A 19,367-nucleotide genomic window follows, 5' to 3' on the forward strand; every position below is an offset into this window, starting at 1 on the left:
CACCGCGGCCGGGTCGCGCCTGCGGCAGCACGAGTTCCGCCCCCGGCGCGCGGGGCACCGGGGGCGGAGGGAGACGGGCGAGGGATCCCGTCGCGTCAGATGTCGGAGATCGCCTCGAGCGGCGGCGTGCGTGCGGCACGGACGCCGGGCCACAGGGCGGCGAGCACACCGACCACGCCGGAACCGACGAGCATGGCGATCACCTGCCCCCACGGGACGGCGATCTTGTCGAGGCCCTGGTCGGCCAGCGTCCGGACGAAACCCCAGCCGAACGCCAGGCCCAGCACCAGACCGACGACCGCGCCGAACACCGCGATGAGCATCGACTCGATGTAGATCGTGCGGCGGACCTGGACCCGCTGCATGCCGACCGCGCGGAGCATGCCGATCTCCCGGCGACGCTCCACCACCGACAGGGCGAGGGTGTTGACGATGCCCAGGACCGCGATGACCACCGCCAGCGCCAGGAGCCCGTAGAGCACGGCGAGCAGCGTGTCGATCTGGGCGGCCTGCTGGCCCTTGAACTGCTCCCGATCGAGCACCTGGACCACGACGAACTGCTTGGTGGCGTCCTCGAGCGCCGTGCGGATCGTCTCCGGATCGCTGCCGGCCGCGGTGTTCACGAACACCACGAAGTCCGAGCGCGACGCAGGCGGGGTGAACTGCTGGTAGACCTCCTCGGAGACGACCCACGAGCCGAGCAACTGGTTGTCGGCGAAGATGCCGCTCACCGTCGTGCCGACGTCCTCGCCGTCGCGGCTGGTGAGGGTGACCGCGTCGCCGACCTTCCAGCCCTTCTCGCCCGCCGTGGTCTGCGACACCAGCAGGTCGGTGCCGGCGACGTCCTCCCGGCCCTCGGTGACGTCGACCTCGAGCACGTCGCCGAGGGGGCCGGACAGCGCGACGCCGAACGTGTCCTCGTCGCCGATGCGCGCCGGGACGCCGTGCATCGCGATGGTCTCCTCCACGCCCTCGGCCCGCGCCGCTGCGGCGGCGGCCCCCACGGGCACCCCGATCATCTGCGGTCCGGTGAGCATGAAGTCGGACTTGACGCCGGTGTCGACGAGCGAGTTGACGCTCTCCTTGGCGGACGCGCCGAACACCCCGATCACCGACACCAGCATCAGACCCAGCGTGAGCGCGAAGGCGGTGGCGGCGGTACGGCGGGGGTTGCGCACCGCGTTGGTGCGGGCGAGCCGGCCCACGGCCCCGAACGGGCGGGCGAACACCGCGCCGAGCCCCGCGACGAAGGGCCGCGACAGCGCGGGCGCCGCGAGCAGGACCGCGATGATCAGGGCGAAGGCCCCGACGCCGACGGTGGAGGCCGCGCCACCGCCGGTGCCCTGGGCGCCGACGACGACGGTGACGGCACCGGCCACGGCGGCGACGGCTCCGATGACGGTCCGCAGCCGCAGCGACTCGACGGTCGCGGTGGACTCCTCCCGCATGGCCGCGACCGGCGGGACCTTGCTCGCGCGGCGGGCCGGCGCGTAGGCGCTGACCACGGTGACGACGACGCCGATGAGCAGGGCCACGAGCACGGTCCGCGGCGCGAGCTGCAGCGGGCCCGAGGGCAGGCCGACGTCGAACGCGTTGAGCGCGGAGCGCAGCCCGTAGGCCAGGGCCACGCCGCCGGCGATGCCGAGGGCACTGCCCACGATCCCGACGACCAGTGCCTCGAGGTTCACCGACCGGCCCACCTGGCTGCGGCTCGCCCCGATCGCCCGCAGCAACGCGAGCTCCCGCAGTCGCTGCGCAACGATCATCGAGAAGGTGTTGTAGATGATGAAGGTGCCCACCAGCAGCGCGATCGCGCCGAACGCGAGCAGGAAGTAGTTCAGGAAGCTCAGCGCCTCCTCGATCTCGGTCTTGATCTCCTCGCTGACCTCGGCGCCCGTCTGGACCTTCTGGCCGGGCACGGCGGCGGCGATGCGGTCCCGCAGCTCGTCCGCGGGCACACCGTCGCCGGCGACGTCGATGTACTGCACGTGCGTGCCGTCGGTGAACAGGGTGCGGGCCTGGTTCTCGGTGAACATCGCCCCGACGTAGCCGCCGGTGTCGGTCTCGACGTCGTAGATGCCGCTGACCGTGACCGGGACGATCCCGGCCGAGGCGGCGAGGATCTTCGTCGGGTCCCCGACGGACAGTCCGGCACGCTCGGCGGCGCTCGAGTTGAGCGCGATCTCGCCGTCGACGGCGGGCGGCTGGCCGGCGACGAACGCGGTGGGATCGCCGAGCTGCTGGTCGGGCGGCAGGTAGGCGGTGCCCTCGCTGGGGGCGCCGCCGGTCTGGATGGCCGCGCCCTCGGAGTCGAGGACGATGACCGGCCCGCCGAACGCCGGCACCACGGTCCGCACGCCGGGGACCGCGGAGACGACGGCGACGTCGGAGTCGGGGACGCCGCTCGCGCCCTGCTGTTCGCTGCTGACACGGACGTCGACGCCCTTGGCGGCGTCGGCGAAGATGCTGTCGAATGTGCGCTGCAGGGTGTCGGTGAAGACGAAGGAGCCGGTGACGAACGCGGTGCCGAGCACCACGGACAGGACGGTCAGCAGCAGCCGCACCTTGTGGGCGGCGAGATTGCGCAGGGCAACCCTGCGGATGGGATTCGCGCTCATGATCGGCTCGCCCTACTTCGCCGTGGGAACGGCGACGGCGTCGAACTGCTTCATCCGGTCGAGCACCGAGTCGGCGGTCGGGTCGCGCATCTCGTCGACGATGCGCCCGTCCGCGAGGAACACCACCCGATCCGCGTAGCTGGCCGCACGCGGATCGTGGGTGACAATCACGACCGTCTGCCCGAACTCGTCGACCGCGGCCCGCAGGATCGACATCACCTCGCCCGAGGAACGGGAGTCGAGGTTGCCGGTGGGCTCGTCGCCGAAGATGATCTCGGGCCGGCCGGCGAGCGCGCGGGCGCACGCCACGCGCTGCTGCTGACCGCCGGACAACTCCCCGGGCCGGTGGTCGAGCCGGTCGCCGAGTCCCAGGCGGTTCACGACGGTGTCCAGCCATTCGCGGTCGACCTTGCGGCCGGCGATGTCGACGGGCAGCGTGATGTTCTCGAGGGCGGTGAGCGTGGGCACCAGGTTGAACGCCTGGAAGACGAAGCCGATGCGGTCGCGCCGCAACTGCGTCATCTGTTTGTCCGACAGGTCGGTCAGGTCCGTGTCGCCGAGGACCACCGAACCGGACGTGGCGGTGTCGAGGCCGGCGAGGCAGTGCATCAGCGTCGACTTCCCCGAACCCGAGGGACCCATGATGGCGGTGAACTCCCCCGCCGCGAACTCCGCGTTCACGCCGTCGAGGGCGTGGACGGCGGTCTCACCGGTTCCGTAGGTCTTTCTCAGATCGATTGCGCGCGCGGCAGTGGCGGTGTGGGCTGGCATGCCCACCATCTTCCTGACTTTTCCGACAGGGCACCATCGGGGACGTCCCGGATTCCGCGCCGGACGGTTCTCAGGGTGCGCCCGGTGACGTCCCGGTGAGGTTCTCCTGCGTCGCCGCCGGGCGCTACCGTCGAGACCATGCGGATAGGAGCACACGTCCGGCAAAACGACGATCCGATCGGCTGCGGCGAACGCGTCGGCGCAGACCTGGTGCAACTGTTCCTCGGCGATCCCCAGCAGTGGACGAAGCCGGGCCCGCACCCCCGGGAGGAACAGCTCCGCGATTCCGACGTCGCGGTGGTGGTGCACTCCCCCTACGTGATCAACGTGGCCAGCACGAACAACCGGCTGCGGATGCCGTCGCGCAAGGCCGTGGCCGAGCACGCCGAGGCGGCCGCCCGGATCGGCGCCTTCGGCCTGGTGGTGCACGGCGGCCACGTCCAGTCCGGCGAGGAGGTCGCCGCGGGCGTGGAGAACTGGCGCAAGCTGTTCGAGCGACAGGAGGACAAGGGCGGGTTCGCGGTGCCCGTCCTGATCGAGAACACCGCCGGGGGCGAGTTCGCGATGGCCCGGCACGTGGATGCGATCGCGCGGTTGTGGGATGCCGTCGGCGACTACGACGTGGGCTTCTGCCTCGACACCTGCCACGCGTGGGCGGGCGGCGAGGACCTCGTCGACGTCGTCGAGCGGGTACGGGCCGCGACCGGCCGGATCGATCTGGTGCACCTGAACAATTCCCGCGACGGCTTCGGCTCCGGCCGGGACCGGCACGCCAACATCGCCGCCGGCACGATCGACCCCGGCCTGCTGGTGGCGGTGTGCCGGGCCGCGGACGCGCCGATCGTCCTCGAGACCCCGGCGGAGGGGATCGCCGAGGATGTCGCCTACCTGCGCGAACTGCTCGGGTGAGGCACGCCTCCCGGAGACCGGGCCGTCACAGCCGTAACATCTTGCTCATGAAGCACGCCCGGATCGCCTTCGTCGTCACCGCCGCCGCGCTGGTACTTGCGGGCTGCTCGGACGCCGACAGCCCGGCACCCTCCGCGTCGGCGAGCACCGCCACCTCCACGATCTCGTCGGGGTCGGGGTCCGCCGACTCGTCGCCGACCCCCGAGCCCGCGCCGACCGACGCATCGGACAAGACGTCGCCCGCCTCGGCCGGCGCGAAGCTGACCGTCACCGACATCCGCACCGGCCGGCACGAGAACTTCGACCGGGTCGTGTACGAGATGGGCGGCACCGGCACCCCGGGGTGGCGCGTCGGATACGTCGACCGGGCGGTGCAGGACGGCAGCGGCAACGACGTGGCCGTCGCCGGCGGCGCGATCCTGCAGGTGCTCATCGACGGGTCCGCGTATCCGTTCGACAGCGGGGTCGAACCGTACTCCGGCCCCAACCCGGTGCTCGCGCAGCCGGGCGGCTCGGTCGTCGAGGTCAACGGCTCCGGCGTCTTCGAGGGCGTGACCCAGTCGTTCGTCGGCGTCGCGGAGCCGAACACGCCGTTCGCCGTGTACGCGCTGACGAACCCGACGCGGCTGGTCGTCGACGTCGCTCGCTGATCGGGCGGCTCAGGCCCGGCCGGGCGGGAAACCGCCCGTCGCGACCGGACCCCAGTCCTCGACGGTGATGCGGATCAGCGACTTGCCCTGCGTGCGCATCGCCTCCCGGTACTCGTCCCAGTCGGGGTGCTCCCCGGCGACGGCGCGGAAGTACTCGACGAGGGGCTCGACCGAGTCCGGCAGGTCGATCACCTCGGCGGTGCCGTCGACCTGGACGTAGGGCCCGTTCCAGTCGTCGGAGTGGATCAGGATCGACACGGCCGGGCGGCGGCGGATGTTGACGACCTTGGCGCGTTCCGGGTAGGTCGCGATCACGATGCGGCCGGCGTCGTCCAGCCCGCACGTGACCGGGGACATCTGCAGCCGGCCGTCGGACCGGGTGGTGACCAGGGTGCCGCGGTGGCGCGGGCGGACGAATTCGAGCAGCCGGTCGCGGTCCACGCGGTCCGCCGTTGCGATCTTCGGTGCCATGCTCCGACCCTACGTGCGCGGCCGTGACGATGGGCCCTGTCGGAGGTCACGTGCAGAATCCGGTGGCGGGTTCTACACGAACGGGCAGACTCGGTGCCGCCCTCGCGAGCCCGCAGCAGTCCGCGCACCTACGCTTGACCTCGAGTCCACTCGAGGTTCTACGGTCGGGCGACCGACTTCAGGAGGCTCCCGCATGAGCATGGAAGTGACCGCGTGGAACGCGATGTACAACGCGATGCACGCGCAGAGCGACCGGCGTCCGTTCTCGCGCGCCAGCCTGCGCCGGATCGCCGAGTTCGCCCGCCCCCACCGCCGCAACATCGGCATGTACCTGCTGCTGAGCGTGGTGATCGCCGCACTCGGCGTGGCCACCCCGGTCCTCGCCGGCCGGGTGATCGACGCCATCGTCGACCGCGCCGACCTCTCGGTCATCACGTGGCTGGCGATGCTGATCGCCGCCATCGCCGTCGTCGAGGCCGGGCTCGGCATCCTGAACCGCTGGCTGTCCGCGAGCATCGGCGAGGACCTCATCCTCGACCTGCGCACCACCGTGTTCGACCACGTGCAGCGCATGCCCATCGCGTTCTTCACCCGCACCCGCACCGGCGCCCTCGTCAGCCGGCTCAACAGCGACGTCATCGGCGCCCAACGGGCGTTCAGTGACACCCTGTCCGGCGTGGTCGGCAACCTCGTCACCCTCGCGATCACGCTCGTGGTGATGATCGGGATCTCCTGGCAGATCACGTTGCTCGCACTGTTGCTGCTGCCGATCTTCGTGGTGCCCGCCCGGCACATGGGCGTGCGGCTGGCGCGCCTGAATCGTGAAGCGGCCAACCACAATTCGGTGATGAGCACCCAGATGACGGAGCGATTCTCCGCGCCCGGCGCGACGCTGGTGAAGCTGTTCGGCCGGCCGTCGCAGGAGTCGTCGGAGTTCGCCGTCCGCGCCCGCCGGGTGCGCGACATCGGGGTGAAGACGGCGATGCTGCAGTCGGTGTTCGTCACAGCCCTGACCCTCGTGTCCGCCCTCGCGCTGGCCCTCGTCTACGGCCTCGGCGGTTTCTACGCGCTGCGCGGCCAGCTCGAGCCGGGTGCCGTCGTGGCGATGGCGATGCTGCTGACGCGCCTGTACTCGCCGCTGACAGCACTCGCGAGCGCCCGCGTCGACGTGATGAGCGCGATGGTGAGCTTCGAGCGAGTCTTCGAGGTGCTCGACCTGCGGCCGCTGATCGAGGAGGCCCCCGACGCCCGCCCCGTCCCCGACGGCCCGGTCGCCGTCGAGTTCCGGCACGTGGATTTCGCATACCCCGCCGCCGACAAGGTCTCGCTGGCGTCGCTGGAGGAGGTGGCCACGCTCGACATCCGCGGCGGCGCACCGGTCCTGCACGACGTGAGCTTCCGGGCCGAGCCCGGGCAGATGGTGGCCCTGGTGGGCTCCTCCGGCGCCGGCAAGTCCACGATCGCGCAACTGGTGCCGCGGCTCTACGACACCGACTCCGGATCCGTGCTGCTCGGCGGGGTCGACGTGCGCCGGCTCACCACCGCGTCGATCCGCGGGACCGTCGGCATGGTCACCCAGGACGGGCACCTGTTCCACGAGAGCGTGCGGGCGAATCTGCTCCTGGCCCGCCCGGAGGCAACCGAGGACGAGCTGTGGGAGGTGCTGGGCCGGGCCCGGCTCACCGACCTGATCCGCGCCCTGCCCGACGGCCTGGACACCGTCGTCGGCGAGCGCGGGTACCGGCTCTCCGGCGGTGAGCGCCAGCGGCTGACCATTGCGCGGCTGCTGCTCGCCCACCCGCGGGTGGTCATCCTCGACGAGGCCACCGCGCACCTGGACTCGACGTCGGAGGCTGCCGTGCAGGAGGCGCTCACGGAGGCGCTGGCCGGACGGACCTCCGTGGTGATCGCACACAGGTTGTCCACGGTCCGCGCGGCGGATCTGATTCTCGTGGTCGAGGCCGGACGCATCGTCGAGCGCGGCACCCATTCCGAGCTGCTCGCCGCCGGCGGGCGTTACGGCGAGTTGTACCGCACCCAGTTCGCCGATTCAGGACCGCGGGTGTCCGCAATGGCTCCCACACTGGGCGCATGACGACGAACGAGACCGATCTGCTGCTCCTGCTTCTCGACAATCAGCGCGCCGCGTTCCGCAACGCACTGTCCGGCCTGACCGAGGACCAGGCGCGCAGCGTGCCCAGCGCCTCCGCGATGAGCCTGGCGTCGCTGTTGAACCATGTGATCGACGGCGAGGTCGCCGCCGCCGACCGCATCGCCGGGACGCAGAGCCGCGAGCCGGACCCGGTGGCGGCGTGGACGGCCGGGTGGGCGGTGCGCGACGACGAGACCGTCGCGGATCAGCTCGCCCGGCTCGACACAGTCGCGGCCCGCTTCGCCGACGTGCTGCGGGCGGACCCGGACCTGGGCCGGGTGGTGGACCTGCCGGCGGACATCGCCCGATGGCTGGACCAGGGCGTGCCGCTCTCCGTGCGGTTCCTGGTCCTGCATCAGATCGAGGAATGGGCCCGGCACGCCGGCCACGCCGACATCATCCGCGAATCCGTCGACGGCGCCACCGCCGACGTCCTGGCCGGCAGGGTCCGGTAGCCGGCGCCGGCGAACCCGGACGACGCCCCGCCGGCGCGATAGGCTCGCCGTAGGCACCACTGCCGGGGCGCCCCGGCGCCGTCGCCGCGAGATCCTGGAGGCCGTCGCGTGACCGGACAACAGACCAGCACGGGAGCTGCGGGCGCTGCCCAGCACCCGATGTTCGAGAAGGTGGCGCGGGTCGGACAGGCCGCGAGCGGGGTCGTGCACCTGCTGATCGCCTACATCGTCGTCCAGGTCGCGTTCGGCGATCCGGCCAGTGCCGATCAGTCCGGTGCCCTCGGCGAGCTCGCCGCCCAGCCCGGCGGCCGGATCGTCCTGTGGATCCTTGCCGTGACGCTCACGGCGCTGGCACTGTGGCGTCTGGTCGAGGCCGCAGTGGGCAAACGTTCGGACGTCGAGAAACCGTCCGCCCTGGACCGGGTCAAGACCGTCGGCGTCGCCGTGGCGTACCTGGCGCTGGCACTGACCGCGTTCCAGTTCGCGCGGGGCACCGGCAAGTCGAGCGGTGAACAGAACGCCGGACTCAGTGCCCGCTTGATGCAGTCCGGAGGCGGCAAGGTCCTGCTCGTCGCGGCCGGATTGGTGATCATCGGAATCGGTGCCTACCACGTCTACAAGGGCGCGGCGAAGAAGTTCCTCGACGACCTGCACCGGGCGCGGTTGCCCCGGTACGCCGAGCCGCTCGGCGCCGTCGGGTACGTCGCGAAGGGCCTGGCGATCGCCGGCGCCGGCGTCCTGGTCCTCGTCGCGACGTTCACCGCCGATCCGTCCAAGGCGACGGGACTGGACGGTGCCCTCAAGACGCTGGGCACCGCCCCGTTCGGTCAGATCCTGCTCGTCGCGGCCGGCCTCGGTATCGCCGCGTACGGCGCGTACTGCTTCGTCCTCGCGCGGTACGGGAAGATGTGAGCCCCGCCGCTGTGCTCAGTCGCGCCCGCGGTAGCCGCCGCTGTGCTCAGTCGCGCCCGCGGTAGCCGCCGCTGTGCTCAGTCGCGCCCGCGGTAGCCGCCGCTGTGGCCGCCCGAGCCGTGTCCACCGGACTGCCCGCGCTCGCCGGAGCGTTCACGGAATCCCCGGTTCGGCTTGTCGCCGAACCGGTCGCCGCGCCCCCCGAAGTCCTTGTTGCGGCCGCCGCGATCGCCCCAGTCCTTCTTGCCGCCGTACTCCTTGCGCTCACCCTGACGGCGTTCGCCGCGGTCGTCGCGCTGACGGTAGGTCGACGGCCGACCCGCCGGTGCGCCGCTGTCGGGCTGCAGCTGGATGAGCACCCCGGAGATGCGGGTGCCGCGCAACGCCTCGAGCGTCTCCGGCGACAGGTCCTTCGGCAGCTCGACGAGGCTATGGTCCGGGCGGATGCTGATGTGCCCGAAGTCGCTGCGGCGCAGGCCGCCCTCGTTGGCGATGGCGCCGACGATCGCGCCGGGCACCACCCGGTGCCGCTTACCCACGGCGATGCGGTAGGTCGCCATTTCCTGCCCGTCGCGCCCGACGCGTGACGCACCGTCGTCGTCGAACCGGCGCGGCGGCCGCTCCCGCGGCTCGCGTTCCCGCCGCGGCGGCGCCACGGGCTCGGGTTCGGCCTCCATGAGGAACGACTCCCCGTCGCGGGAGAGCACGGCCAGCGCCGCCGCGATGTCGGCGAGGGGCACGTCGTGCTCGCGCTCGTAGTCCTCGACGAACGTGCGGAACAGCGACAGGTGATCCGACGTGAGCGCCTCGGTGATCGAATCGTTGAACTTCTCGACGCGCTGGGCGTTGACATCCTCCACCGACGGCAGCTGGATCTCGGTGAGCGGCTGCCGGGTGGCCCGCTCGATCGCCTTGAGCAGATGCCGCTCGCGGGGGGCGACGAACAGCAGGGCGTCACCGCTGCGCCCGGCGCGGCCGGTGCGGCCGATGCGGTGCACGTAGGACTCGGTGTCGTGCGGGATGTCGTAGTTCACGACGTGGCTGATGCGGTCGACGTCCAGACCGCGGGCCGCCACGTCCGTCGCGACGAGGATGTCCAGCGCACCGCTCTTGAGCTGGCCGATGGTGCGTTCGCGCTGGGCCTGCACGATGTCACCGTTGATCGCGGCGGCCGAGAAACCGCGGGCTCGCAGCCGCTCCGCGAGGTCCTCGGTGGCCTGCTTCGTACGGACGAAGAGGATCATCGCCTCGAACTGCTCGACCTCGAGGATCCGGGTCAGGGCGTCGAGCTTGCGCTGGTGCGACACGAGCACCCAGCGCTGGGTGATGTTCGCCGACGTCGTCGTCTTCGACTTGACCGTGATCTCGACCGGGTCGTGCAGGTACTGCTTGGACAGCCGGCGGATCGCGCCCGGCATGGTCGCCGAGAACAGCGCGACCTGCTTGGTCTCCGGGGTGTCGGCGAGGATCCGTTCGACGTCCTCCTGGAAGCCCATGGTGAGCATCTCGTCGGCCTCGTCGAGCACGAGGAACTCGAGCTCGGAGATGTCGAGGGTGCCCTTGGCGAGGTGATCGATCACACGTCCGGGGGTGCCCACGATGACGTGCGCGCCACGGCGCAGCCCGGACAGCTGCACGCCGTAGCTCTGGCCACCGTAGATGGGCAGCACGTGCAGACCCGGGATGTGCGCCGAGTACTTACCGAAAGCCTCCGCGACCTGCAGGGCGAGCTCACGGGTGGGAGCCAGGACCAGTGCCTGGGGCCGCTTCACCGCGGTGTCGATCCGCGACAGGATCGGCACCGCGAACGCGGCGGTCTTGCCGGTGCCGGTCTGCGCGAGACCGACGACGTCGCGCCCCTCCAGCAGCGGCGGGATGGTGGCCGCCTGGATCGGCGACGGGGTCTCGTAGCCCACATCCGAAAGCGCTTGCAGCACACGGGCGTCGATGTCCAGATCGGCGAACGTGGGGGTAGCGGTGTCGGCTTCGGGGTCTTGCACAGTATCACTCATTTGACCTGCAGTTTATCGGATGGACGGCCATGACCCTTCCACAGCGCCGGACAAGGGTCCCCGACCACCCTATCCGGACGCCGCATCCGGTGCCGTCGCCGCCACGTGGCGGGCCCACAGCCGCAGCGCCGGCCGCACCGGCGGGTACTCGAGCCCGTGCCGGCGCGCGAGGGCGGTGGCGGGCGCCGTCGGATAGGTGTCGGCGCTGAGAAAACTCAGGGTCTCCTTCTCCGCCCCGGTCAGGCGGGCCGGCAGAGCCCACAGCGCCGCGACGGGTATCCGCAGGCGCGGCGCGGCCACCCCGAGTTCGTCGGCGACCAGCGCGACCAGCTCGGGCAGCGGCGGCGTGGCGTCGTCGAGGACCCAGTAGGCCCGCCCCGCCGTCTCCGGGTCCCGCGGCATCAGCGCCAGGAAGCGCGCGAGGTGGTCGATGGTGACGACGGGCAGCACGGTGCGCCGCGAGCCGGGCACGGCGCGCAGCTGCCCGCGGGCGAGCTGCACGACCAGCTCCGCGAGACCCAGGTACTGATCGGCCTCCCCGGTCCGGGAGTCGCCGATCACCGTTCCGGGGTTGACCACCGTGAGGGGGACCCCGAGCTCCGCGGCGAGTGCACGCACCACCGCGTCGGCCTCGATCTTCGACGCCTCGTACGCGCCGAACCTCCGGTAGATCCGGCGCCGGTACCGGGGCGGCCACGGCGCCGGCACGGCCGGGTACGCCGCGACGCGGTATCCGCTGACGTGCACCAGCCGGCGCGCGCCGGCAGCGGCCGCGAATCGGGTGATCTTCTCGGCCAGAACCACATTCACCTCACGCGCCGCCCGGGCCGTCATCCCGAAGGCGAACGCGGCGGCGAGGTTGTAGACGTCGCGCACGTCCGCCGCCACGGGATCCAGGACGAGCTCGGCGGAGCCCGGATCGAACACGTGGACCGAGAGCCGGTCCAGCGGCACCCCGCCGGACGCGAGCCGGTCGCGCAGCCGCGCCCCCGACTCCGCGGTCCGCACCGCCGCGACGACGAGGTCGTCGCCGTCCGGGTCGGTGAGCAGTTCCCGCAGCAGGCCGCGGCCGATGAACCCCGTCGCGCCGAAGACCACCGCGGCGCTCATCGCGCGGCTCCGAGGAGGTCGAGCGCGACGGCACGGGCGTCCACCAGAGGGGCCACGTCGTGCCGGGCACGGGCGACGGTGGTCGCGCCCTCGACGAGGCTGACGATCACCCCGGCGAGCCGGGCGGCATCGGGCATCCCGTCGCGGGCGAGCACCCGATCGAGGACCACCCGCCACGACTCGTAGACGCGGGCGCAGCTCTGCTGCAGAACGGGGTTGTCGGTGGCGGCGTCGACGGCGACGGAGGCGACGGCGCAGCCGGCCGCGAACCCGGATCGCCCGAGCCGGGCGGCGAGGTCGTCGAACACCGCGGCGACGATCTCGGCGGCGGTCCGCCCCTCGGCCAGCAGCGCCTCGAGCAGGCCGGTGAACTCCGCACCCACCCGGTCCAGCGCCGCCACGACGAGCTCGTCCTTGCCGCCGGGGAAATGGAAGTACACCGAGCCCCGGGGCGCACCGGAGGCGTCGGTGATGCGGGCGAGGCCGGTGCCGTGGTAGCCGCGGGTCTGGATCAGCTCCAGCGTGGTGTCGATCATGCGCGCCTTCGTGCGTGCTCCCTTGGTGGTCACGGCAAAATAATAGACCGGTCTACATATTTCTGTCGACACCGCGAGCCCTCCGCCGGACGGGCCACGTGCGACGGGGGGCACACTGAACCGGTTCCACTCTCGACAGACGAAAGGACCTTCCGGTGCCGGAGCTCGTCAGCATTCCCACCCACTGGTACAACATCGCGGGAGATCTGCCCGACGCCCCGCCGCCGCACCTGCATCCCGGCACCAGGGAACCGGTCACGGCCGCCGACCTCGAACCGCTGTTCGCCGCCGGCCTGATCGAGCAGGAGCTGTCCACCGAGACCGACATCGCGATCCCCGAACCCGTCCGGGAGGCGTACGCGACCTACCGCACCACGCCGCTGCTGCGGGCTCGGTCCTTCGAGCGCGCACTCGGCACCCCCGCCCGCATCTACGTCAAGTACGAGGGCGTGAGCCCGGTGGGCAGCCACAAGACGAATTCGGCTCTGGCGCAGGCGTATTACAACTCCCTCGACGGCGTGAAGAAGCTGACGACCGAGACCGGCGCCGGCCAGTGGGGCAGCGCGCTGTCGTTCGCATGCGCCAAGTTCGGCATCGATCTCGAGGTGTGGCAGGTGCGCGCCTCGTACGAGTCCAAGCCGTACCGCCGGCACCTCATCGAGGTGTACGGCGGCACCGTGCACTCGAGCCCGTCGGAACTCACCGCGTCCGGCCGCAAGGTGCGCGCCGAACAGCCGGACACCCCCGGCTCGCTGGGGATCGCCGTGTCCGAGGCCGTGGAGGTCGCCGCCGGCGACCCCGCCGCCCGGTACGCGCTCGGCAGTGTGCTCAACCACGTCGTGCTGCACCAGACCGTGATCGGTCTCGAAGCCGTCGCCCAGCTGCGCGCCGCCGGCGAGGAGCAGGCCGACGTCGTGTTCGGCTGCGCCGGCGGCGGCTCCAACCTGGCCGGCCTGTCGTTCCCGTTCCTGCGCGAGGTGCTGCACGGTCGCGCCACGACGCGGGTGGTGGCCGCCGAGCCGGCCGCGTGCCCGTCCATCACGCAGGGCGAGTACCGCTACGACCACGGCGACATCGTCGGCCTCACCCCGCTGCTCAAGATGCACACCCTCGGTCAGGACTTCATCCCCGACCCCATCCACGCCGGCGGGCTGCGCTACCACGGCATGGCGCCGCTGCTCAGCCACACCGTCGAACTGGGATACGTGCAGGGCACGGCCGTCGCGCAGACCGACGCCTTCGCGGCGGCCGTCGAGTTCGCCCGCAGCGAGGGCATCGTGCCCGCCCCCGAGTCGGCCCACGCCCTCGCGGCGGCCGCCGAGTACGCGCGGACCGTGACCGGGCCCGAGGTGATCGTGATCGGACTGTCCGGGCACGGGCAGCTCGACCTGCCGGCCTACGCCGCATACCTGCACGGCGAGCTCGGATAGCGCCGGAGCGTGTCTTCCTCCCCTGTGACGGGGAGGAAGACACGCCGAGGAACTCTGTGATGCAACACACGCCCGGTCATCAGCGATACACCTGTGGAACCGCTCCACCGCGCCATGTCACCACCGGGAGGCCCCGATGCCCGACGCAGCCGACAACCTGGCCCTGCGCCTGCTCGACGCAGTGCACCGCACCCGAGGCGTAGATCCCGGGATCGTCACCGATCGCTACCGGGCCTACAGGGCCGCCCAGGGCGCGGACGCCGGCCGCGACGGGATCCGCGCGCTCCTGCGCACCTTCGAGGAGACCGGCGGCAGCGCCCAGTGGGCCGGCAAGGTCGGCCACTACCGTCGCCGCTACAGCCCCGACGAGGCCCCCATCGCCGCCGACACCGTCGAACTGGCCGCCGAGGTCCTGTACCGGCACGGCGTCGACACCATCGACGACCTCGCCGGTACGGACGACACCACCCTCGCCGGCGAGTGGCAGCGGCGCGGCGGCGACGCCTCCACCTGGCAGCCGCTCCTCGACGCCCTGCGGCCCGCCCGAGCCCTGCACACCGTCGCCTGAGCCCTGCACACCGTCGCCTGAGCGGGCCCGGATCCGGACGCAAACCCGCCCGGGCCGCCCGCCGCCGGGCGCATACTCGACCTATGCGTTATTCCGGCCGTCCGGAGGCCGGGCGGCGGCTGGCCCGCTCGGTCGCCCACCTGCGCGACGCGAACCCCGTGGTCCTCGCCCTCCCACGCGGCGGCATCCCCGTCGCCCGCGAGGTGGCTCGCGCCCTCGACGCCCCGCTCGACGTGCTCGTCGTCCGCAAGCTCGGGGTGCCGTGGCAGCCGGAACTTGCGATGGGCGCCATCGCCGAGGGCGGATTCCGCGTGCTCAACGAGGACGTCATCCGGATCGGCAGGGTGGCCGAGGACTCGATCGCACGGATCGAGGCCCGTGAACGCACCGAACTCGACCGTCGCGCCCGGCTGCTGCGCGGCGGCAAGGAGCGCACGTCGCTGTCGGGACGCACGGTGGTCCTCGTCGACGACGGCATGGCCACCGGCGCGACCGCAGCCGTCGCCTGCCTGGCCGCTCGGGAGTCCGGTGCCGAACGGGTGGTGCTGGCGGTGCCCGTGGCGTCCCCGGAGGCGGCGCGTCGCGTGGGCGCGGTGGCCGACGAGGTGGTGTGCCCGTTCACGCCCGCGGACCTGGGCAGCGTCGGCGCCGCATACGACGACTTCCATCAGCTCTCCGACGACGAGGCCGCCCGCCTGCTCGAGCCCGCCTGAGCACGCACCCGCGGACAACAGTTGTCCGTGTCCGTCATTAACAGGTATCTTCACAGGTCAGAGCGAAAAGGCTACAAATCGGGCACCCCCGTTGCTGCGTTTTCCGTCCTCGTGTGATGCAATGCACATCCACCAGTGAAAAATTGATGGAGGGGTCACCGTGAGAGAGTTTGCCGTGCCACAGTCGTTCTCGATTCCCGAGGACGCATCGATGGCGGACGCCGTCTTCCGGCACGAGAAGGAGTCGCCGACCTGGGTGCCGTTCGAGCGCAGGGTCGACGGCCGGTGGGTCAGCGTCACCGCCGCCGAGTTCGCCGCCCAGGTCCGCGGGGTGGCCAAGGGCCTGATGGCCTCCGGGATCGAACTCGGCGACCGGGTCGCGATCCTGTCGAGCACCCGCTACGAATGGGTCCTCATCGACTACGCGATCTGGGCCGCCGGGGGCTGCACCGTCGCGATCTACGAGACCTCCTCGGCCGACCAGGCCCAGTGGATCCTCGAGGACTCGGGGACATCGCTGCTGGTCGTGGAGAACGACAACCACGCGCGGACGGTCGCCGCCGTGGCCGAGGCCGCGCCGGCCCTGCGCGAGGTCCTGCAGATCGAGGGCGCAGCGGGAGCGAAGGGCGCCGTCGACGAACTGATCGCGCGCGGCGCGGCGATCACCGACGAGCAGCTCGAGGAGCGGCGCCACCAGGTGCGTGCCGAGTCCCCCGCCACCCTGATCTACACCTCGGGCACCACCGGCCGCCCCAAGGGTGTGCAGCTGACCCACAGCAACCTGTGGGCCGAGGCGGCGGCCGTCAAGCTCGCCCTGCCGAACTCCATGGTGAGCGGCAAGCGGACCCTGCTGTTCCTGCCGCTCGCGCACGTGTTCGCCCGCGAAATCTCGTTCGGCGCGTTCGAGCACGGCGTCACCGTCGCGCACACCTCCGATCTGACCACGCTGCTCGACCAGCTCGGCGAGTTCAAGCCGAACTTCATCCTGTCGGTGCCGCGCGTGTTCGAGAAGGTCTACAACTCGGCCAAGCAGAAGGCGTACGACGGCGGCAAGGGCCGGATCTTCGAGAAGGCCTCCGATACCGCCATCGCGTACAGCGAGGCGCTGGACAAGGGCCGGCCCGGTCTGGGCCTGAAGATCAAGCACGCGGTGTTCGACAAGCTGGTGTACAGCAAGTTGCGCGCGGCCCTCGGTGGCGAGTGCGAGCAGGCGGTTTCCGGCGGCGCAGCCCTCGGCGCGCGCCTGGGCCACTTCTTCCGCGGCGTCGGCATCCCGATCTTCGAGGGCTACGGCCTGACCGAGACCACCGGTGGCGTCACCATCAACACCCCCGAGCACCAGCGGGTGGGCAGCGTCGGCCGGCCGGTCAACGGGCACGCCGCGCGGATCGCCGAGGACGGCGAGCTGCTGCTCAAGGGCCCCGCGGTGTTCGGCGGCTACTGGAAGAACGAGAAGGCCACCGCCGAAGCGATCGTCGACGGCTGGTTCCACACCGGTGACATCGGCAATATCGACGAGGACGGATTCGTCCACATCACCGGCCGCAAGAAGGAGCTCATCGTCACCGCCGGCGGCAAGAACGTCGCCCCGGCCGTACTCGAGGACGCTCTGCGGGCGCACCCGCTGATCAGCCAGGTCATCGTCGTCGGCGACGCGAAGCCGTTCATCGGCGCGCTGATCACCCTCGACCCCGAGGCCCTGCCCGGCTGGAAGGAGCGCCACGGCATTCCGGCCGACGCCCCGGTGTCCGAGCTGTTGAAGAACCCCGACCTGATCGCGGAGATCGACGCCGCGGTGGCCGAGGGCAACAGGAAGGTCTCCAACCCCGAGCAGATCAAGAAGTACCGGATCCTCGAAGTGGACTTCACCATCGAGACCGGCGAGCTGACCCCGACGCTCAAGCTCAAGCGCAACGTCATCCACGAGGCGCACGGCACGGCGATCGAGGCCATCTACTCGTAGGGCCACGCCCATGGTGAGCGAATGTATCCTTCATCTCCTCTGATCGAGTGAGGGATACATTCGCTCACTGTTGTTGGGGGGCCGGCACTTCGGTCACGGTCCGGACGAACTCGGCGACGTCGCGCGTCACCGTGCGGTGCACCGGTTCGTGCAGCAGGTCGTGGCCCGCGTCGGGGTACTCGCGCAGGTCCAGGGCCGGGATCGTCCGGGCCCAGGCCCGCACGGGGTCGATCGGGGCCAGCCGGTCGTCGGCGCCGTGCACCGCGAGCAGCGGGATGCGAGCCCCCGCGAGGATCTCGGCCGTCGCGGGCACGGCCGCCGAGCGCGGCGTCCCGCAGAGCACGGCGCCACGGAAGCGGCCGGCGTCGGTGCGCAGCAGCGTGAGGGCGGTCGCCGCGCCGAGCGAATGCCCCATCACCACCAGCGGCATCCCCGGCTCGGCACGCTCCGCCACCTCGGCGACGCGCAGCAGGTCCGCAGCCAGGTCGTCGAGGACGCCCGGTTCGCCGGGGCTGCCCTCGGACAGACCGTGCCCGGCGAGATCGATGCCCCACAACGCGATGCCGTGCGTCGCCAGGACCGCCGCGAAGCGGTGGTAGTGGCCGGTGTGCTGACGCATCCCGTGGGCGAAGACGACGGCGGCCGCCGCGCCGTCGACGGGCCAGTGTCGGTAGTGGATACGGCCGGTGCTGCCGTCGAAAAAGGGCATGCGGTCATTGTGCGCCGGTGCACAATCGCGGGATGACACCGACTACCGCCGCCGAGCGCAGTCGAGCCGAGGGGCGTGCCGCCCGCACCCGCGTGCCCCGCGGTGCGCACGGCGAATTCCGTTGCCCCGACCGCGACCCCGTGGCGATCTTCGAGCAGCAGAACCGCACCCGGCTGCCGGAACTGGTGCCGATCCGGTACGAGCGGATGACGGAGTCCCCGTTCGCCTACTACCGCGGCAGCGCCGCCGCGATGGCGGCGGATCTGTCCACCGAGGCCGTGACGGGACCGCACGTGGTGGCCTCGGGCGACGCCCATCTGGCGAATTTCGGCCTGTACGCCTCGCCGGAGCGACGGGTCCTGTTCGATCTCAACGACTTCGACGAGGCGTATCCGGCGCCGTGGGAATGGGACGTCAAGCGGCTGGCCGCCTCGGTATGGCTGGCCGGCCGTCACACCGGCTGCACCGAGCAGCAGTGCCGGGACGCGACCCTCGCGACGGTGCGCTCGTACCGCGAGACCATCCGGTTCCTGTCCGGCCTGACGGCCACCGAGCGGTTCTACTTCCAGGTCGACGCGGAAGAGATCGAGCAGGCGTCGCGGAATCCGGAGGCGATACGAGCCGTCGTGCAGAAGGCTCGCAGCCGCACGTCGGAACAGGTCCTGAGGAAACTGACGGTCACCACGGCCGACGACGTTCCGCGCATCGTCGACCAGCCCCCGATCGTCCGCCACCTCGACATCGGGTCACTCGACGCCATCGAGCGGATCGTCGCGTCCTACCGTGCGACGGTGCGGGCGGATGCCCAGCTGCTGCTTTCCCAGTACCGCGTCGTGGATTTTGCGATGCGGATCGTGGGGGTGGGCAGCGTGGGCACCCGATGCTTCCTCGTCCTGCTGCTCGGCCCGGCCGACGAGCCGCTGTTTCTCCAGGTCAAGGAGGCCGGGCGGTCGGTGTTGGAGACGCACGGCGGGATCCGGGAGACCCCGCACCGGGTCGAGGCCGACCTCATCGCGCACGGCCAGGGCGCCCGCGTCGTGGGGGCACAGCGGATCCTGCAGGCCCACTCGGATCCGCTTCTCGGCTGGATCACCGGCGTCCCCGGCGCCGACGGCGTGCGCCGGGACTTCTATGTGCGTCAGTTCCGGGACATGAAGGGATCGGTGCAGTGGGAACGGCTCAGGCCCGCACAATCGGAGCAGTACGGCCGGCTGTGCGGAGCGCTGCTCGCCCGCGCCCACAGCCAGAGCCCGGACGGCGCGTTCGTCGCCGGGTACCTCGGCCGCGGGACGGTGTTCGACGAGGCGGTGGCGCGGTGGTCCGCCGCCTACGCCGATCGCACGGAGCAGGACTGGAAGGCGTTGTGCAACAGCGCGGCACCGGCGTAG

General features: G+C 71.5%; 17 protein-coding genes. 10 read left to right on the forward strand and 7 right to left on the reverse strand.

What is annotated here, in order from left to right; genetic code table 11:
• Positions 1–95: 95 nt before the first annotated feature.
• Together AIIKEEIJ_RS11170 and AIIKEEIJ_RS11175 are read right to left on the reverse strand one after the other, a co-directional pair.
• Positions 96–2,618: an FtsX-like permease family protein gene (locus AIIKEEIJ_RS11170; RefSeq protein ID WP_161995661.1), complete on the reverse strand. Its 2,523-nt coding sequence runs from the start codon at positions 2,616–2,618 to the stop codon at positions 96–98.
• 12 nt (positions 2,619–2,630) lie between these two features.
• Positions 2,631–3,389 (reverse strand): ABC transporter ATP-binding protein, encoded by a 759-nt coding sequence (locus AIIKEEIJ_RS11175; protein WP_050036311.1) that lies wholly within the window; start codon positions 3,387–3,389, stop codon positions 2,631–2,633.
• Positions 3,390–3,527: 138 nt separating this feature from the next.
• Here AIIKEEIJ_RS11175 and AIIKEEIJ_RS11180 point away from each other — a divergent pair, with 138 nt between their 5' ends.
• Positions 3,528–4,298: a deoxyribonuclease IV gene (locus AIIKEEIJ_RS11180; protein WP_161995662.1), complete on the forward strand. Its 771-nt coding sequence runs from the start codon at positions 3,528–3,530 to the stop codon at positions 4,296–4,298.
• A gap of 47 nt (positions 4,299–4,345) precedes the next feature.
• Positions 4,346–4,948 (forward strand): AMIN-like domain-containing (lipo)protein, encoded by a 603-nt coding sequence (locus tag AIIKEEIJ_RS11185; RefSeq protein WP_161995663.1) that lies wholly within the window; start codon positions 4,346–4,348, stop codon positions 4,946–4,948.
• 9 nt (positions 4,949–4,957) lie between these two features.
• Here AIIKEEIJ_RS11185 and AIIKEEIJ_RS11190 read toward each other — a convergent pair whose 3' ends face one another.
• Positions 4,958–5,419, reverse strand: a complete 462-nt coding sequence (locus tag AIIKEEIJ_RS11190) for a PPOX class F420-dependent oxidoreductase (RefSeq protein WP_006938665.1) — start codon at positions 5,417–5,419, stop codon at positions 4,958–4,960.
• 193 nt (positions 5,420–5,612) lie between these two features.
• On the opposite strand from AIIKEEIJ_RS11190, the gene AIIKEEIJ_RS11195 reads away from it, so the two are divergent.
• From AIIKEEIJ_RS11195 to AIIKEEIJ_RS11205, 3 genes are all read left to right on the forward strand, one after another.
• Entirely contained in the window at positions 5,613–7,514 is a 1,902-nt protein-coding gene (locus tag AIIKEEIJ_RS11195) for an ABC transporter transmembrane domain-containing protein (RefSeq protein ID WP_161995664.1), read from the forward strand.
• On the forward strand, positions 7,511–8,026 hold the full coding sequence (locus tag AIIKEEIJ_RS11200) for a mycothiol transferase (protein ID WP_006938667.1): 516 nt from the start codon (positions 7,511–7,513) through the stop codon (positions 8,024–8,026). Before AIIKEEIJ_RS11195 ends, AIIKEEIJ_RS11200 begins: the two co-directional genes overlap by 4 nt.
• 108 nt (positions 8,027–8,134) lie before the next feature.
• Positions 8,135–8,938, forward strand: a complete 804-nt coding sequence (locus AIIKEEIJ_RS11205) for a DUF1206 domain-containing protein (protein ID WP_161995665.1) — start codon at positions 8,135–8,137, stop codon at positions 8,936–8,938.
• Positions 8,939–9,015: 77 nt separating this feature from the next.
• On the opposite strand, the gene AIIKEEIJ_RS11210 is transcribed toward AIIKEEIJ_RS11205, so the two are convergent.
• The 3 genes from AIIKEEIJ_RS11210 to AIIKEEIJ_RS11220 all read right to left on the reverse strand — a co-directional run bounded on the left by AIIKEEIJ_RS11210 (position 9,016) and on the right by AIIKEEIJ_RS11220 (position 12,629).
• Positions 9,016–10,950, reverse strand: a complete 1,935-nt coding sequence (locus AIIKEEIJ_RS11210) for a DEAD/DEAH box helicase (RefSeq protein WP_081636982.1) — start codon at positions 10,948–10,950, stop codon at positions 9,016–9,018.
• A 69-nt stretch (positions 10,951–11,019) separates the two neighbouring features.
• Positions 11,020–12,060: an SDR family oxidoreductase gene (locus AIIKEEIJ_RS11215; RefSeq protein WP_161995666.1), complete on the reverse strand. Its 1,041-nt coding sequence runs from the start codon at positions 12,058–12,060 to the stop codon at positions 11,020–11,022.
• Positions 12,057–12,629 carry an LmrA/YxaF family transcription factor gene (locus AIIKEEIJ_RS11220; protein WP_161995667.1) on the reverse strand — a complete coding sequence of 191 codons (573 nt, stop codon included), beginning with the start codon at positions 12,627–12,629 and terminating at the stop codon, positions 12,057–12,059. Before AIIKEEIJ_RS11220 ends, AIIKEEIJ_RS11215 begins: the two co-directional genes overlap by 4 nt.
• Positions 12,630–12,751: 122 nt before the next feature.
• Between AIIKEEIJ_RS11220 and AIIKEEIJ_RS11225 the strand changes: the two genes are divergently transcribed.
• From AIIKEEIJ_RS11225 to AIIKEEIJ_RS11240, 4 genes are all read left to right on the forward strand, one after another.
• The gene (locus AIIKEEIJ_RS11225) at positions 12,752–14,026 is read left to right on the forward strand and encodes a TrpB-like pyridoxal phosphate-dependent enzyme (RefSeq protein ID WP_006938673.1); all 1,275 of its coding nucleotides are present in this window, start codon (positions 12,752–12,754) and stop codon (positions 14,024–14,026) included.
• 136 nt (positions 14,027–14,162) lie between these two features.
• Positions 14,163–14,594 (forward strand): hypothetical protein, encoded by a 432-nt coding sequence (locus tag AIIKEEIJ_RS11230; RefSeq protein WP_006938685.1) that lies wholly within the window; start codon positions 14,163–14,165, stop codon positions 14,592–14,594.
• 83 nt (positions 14,595–14,677) lie between these two features.
• Entirely contained in the window at positions 14,678–15,307 is a 630-nt protein-coding gene (locus AIIKEEIJ_RS11235; RefSeq protein WP_006938688.1) for a phosphoribosyltransferase, read from the forward strand.
• Positions 15,308–15,467: 160 nt separating this feature from the next.
• Positions 15,468–17,270, forward strand: coding sequence for an AMP-dependent synthetase/ligase (locus tag AIIKEEIJ_RS11240; RefSeq protein ID WP_029542526.1), 1,803 nt, complete (start codon positions 15,468–15,470; stop codon positions 17,268–17,270).
• Positions 17,271–17,334: 64 nt separating this feature from the next.
• On the opposite strand, the gene AIIKEEIJ_RS11245 is transcribed toward AIIKEEIJ_RS11240, so the two are convergent.
• Positions 17,335–17,979: an alpha/beta hydrolase gene (locus tag AIIKEEIJ_RS11245; RefSeq protein WP_161995668.1), complete on the reverse strand. Its 645-nt coding sequence runs from the start codon at positions 17,977–17,979 to the stop codon at positions 17,335–17,337.
• A gap of 32 nt (positions 17,980–18,011) precedes the next feature.
• On the opposite strand from AIIKEEIJ_RS11245, the gene AIIKEEIJ_RS11250 reads away from it, so the two are divergent.
• Positions 18,012–19,367, forward strand: coding sequence for a DUF2252 domain-containing protein (locus AIIKEEIJ_RS11250; protein ID WP_161995669.1), 1,356 nt, complete (start codon positions 18,012–18,014; stop codon positions 19,365–19,367).

Source organism: Rhodococcus sp. YH1, from assembly GCF_009939605.1.
Taxonomy (GTDB): Bacteria; Actinomycetota; Actinomycetes; order Mycobacteriales; family Mycobacteriaceae; genus Rhodococcus; species Rhodococcus aetherivorans.

Excerpts from the sequence above, each read along its gene's own strand:
- AIIKEEIJ_RS11170 (WP_161995661.1), bottom strand. The coding sequence starts at position 2,618 with ATGAGCGCGAATCCCATCCGCAGGGTTGCCCTGCGCAATCTCGCCGCC.
- AIIKEEIJ_RS11175 (WP_050036311.1), bottom strand. The coding sequence starts at position 3,389 with ATGCCAGCCCACACCGCCACTGCCGCGCGCGCAATCGATCTGAGAAAG.
- AIIKEEIJ_RS11180 (WP_161995662.1), top strand. The coding sequence starts at position 3,528 with ATGCGGATAGGAGCACACGTCCGGCAAAACGACGATCCGATCGGCTGC.
- AIIKEEIJ_RS11185 (WP_161995663.1), top strand. The coding sequence starts at position 4,346 with ATGAAGCACGCCCGGATCGCCTTCGTCGTCACCGCCGCCGCGCTGGTA.
- AIIKEEIJ_RS11190 (WP_006938665.1), bottom strand. The coding sequence starts at position 5,419 with ATGGCACCGAAGATCGCAACGGCGGACCGCGTGGACCGCGACCGGCTG.
- AIIKEEIJ_RS11195 (WP_161995664.1), top strand. The coding sequence starts at position 5,613 with ATGAGCATGGAAGTGACCGCGTGGAACGCGATGTACAACGCGATGCAC.
- AIIKEEIJ_RS11200 (WP_006938667.1), top strand. The coding sequence starts at position 7,511 with ATGACGACGAACGAGACCGATCTGCTGCTCCTGCTTCTCGACAATCAG.
- AIIKEEIJ_RS11210 (WP_081636982.1), bottom strand. The coding sequence starts at position 10,950 with ATGAGTGATACTGTGCAAGACCCCGAAGCCGACACCGCTACCCCCACG.
- AIIKEEIJ_RS11215 (WP_161995666.1), bottom strand. The coding sequence starts at position 12,060 with ATGAGCGCCGCGGTGGTCTTCGGCGCGACGGGGTTCATCGGCCGCGGC.
- AIIKEEIJ_RS11230 (WP_006938685.1), top strand. The coding sequence starts at position 14,163 with ATGCCCGACGCAGCCGACAACCTGGCCCTGCGCCTGCTCGACGCAGTG.
- AIIKEEIJ_RS11235 (WP_006938688.1), top strand. The coding sequence starts at position 14,678 with ATGCGTTATTCCGGCCGTCCGGAGGCCGGGCGGCGGCTGGCCCGCTCG.
- AIIKEEIJ_RS11245 (WP_161995668.1), bottom strand. The coding sequence starts at position 17,979 with ATGCCCTTTTTCGACGGCAGCACCGGCCGTATCCACTACCGACACTGG.
- AIIKEEIJ_RS11250 (WP_161995669.1), top strand. The coding sequence starts at position 18,012 with ATGACACCGACTACCGCCGCCGAGCGCAGTCGAGCCGAGGGGCGTGCC.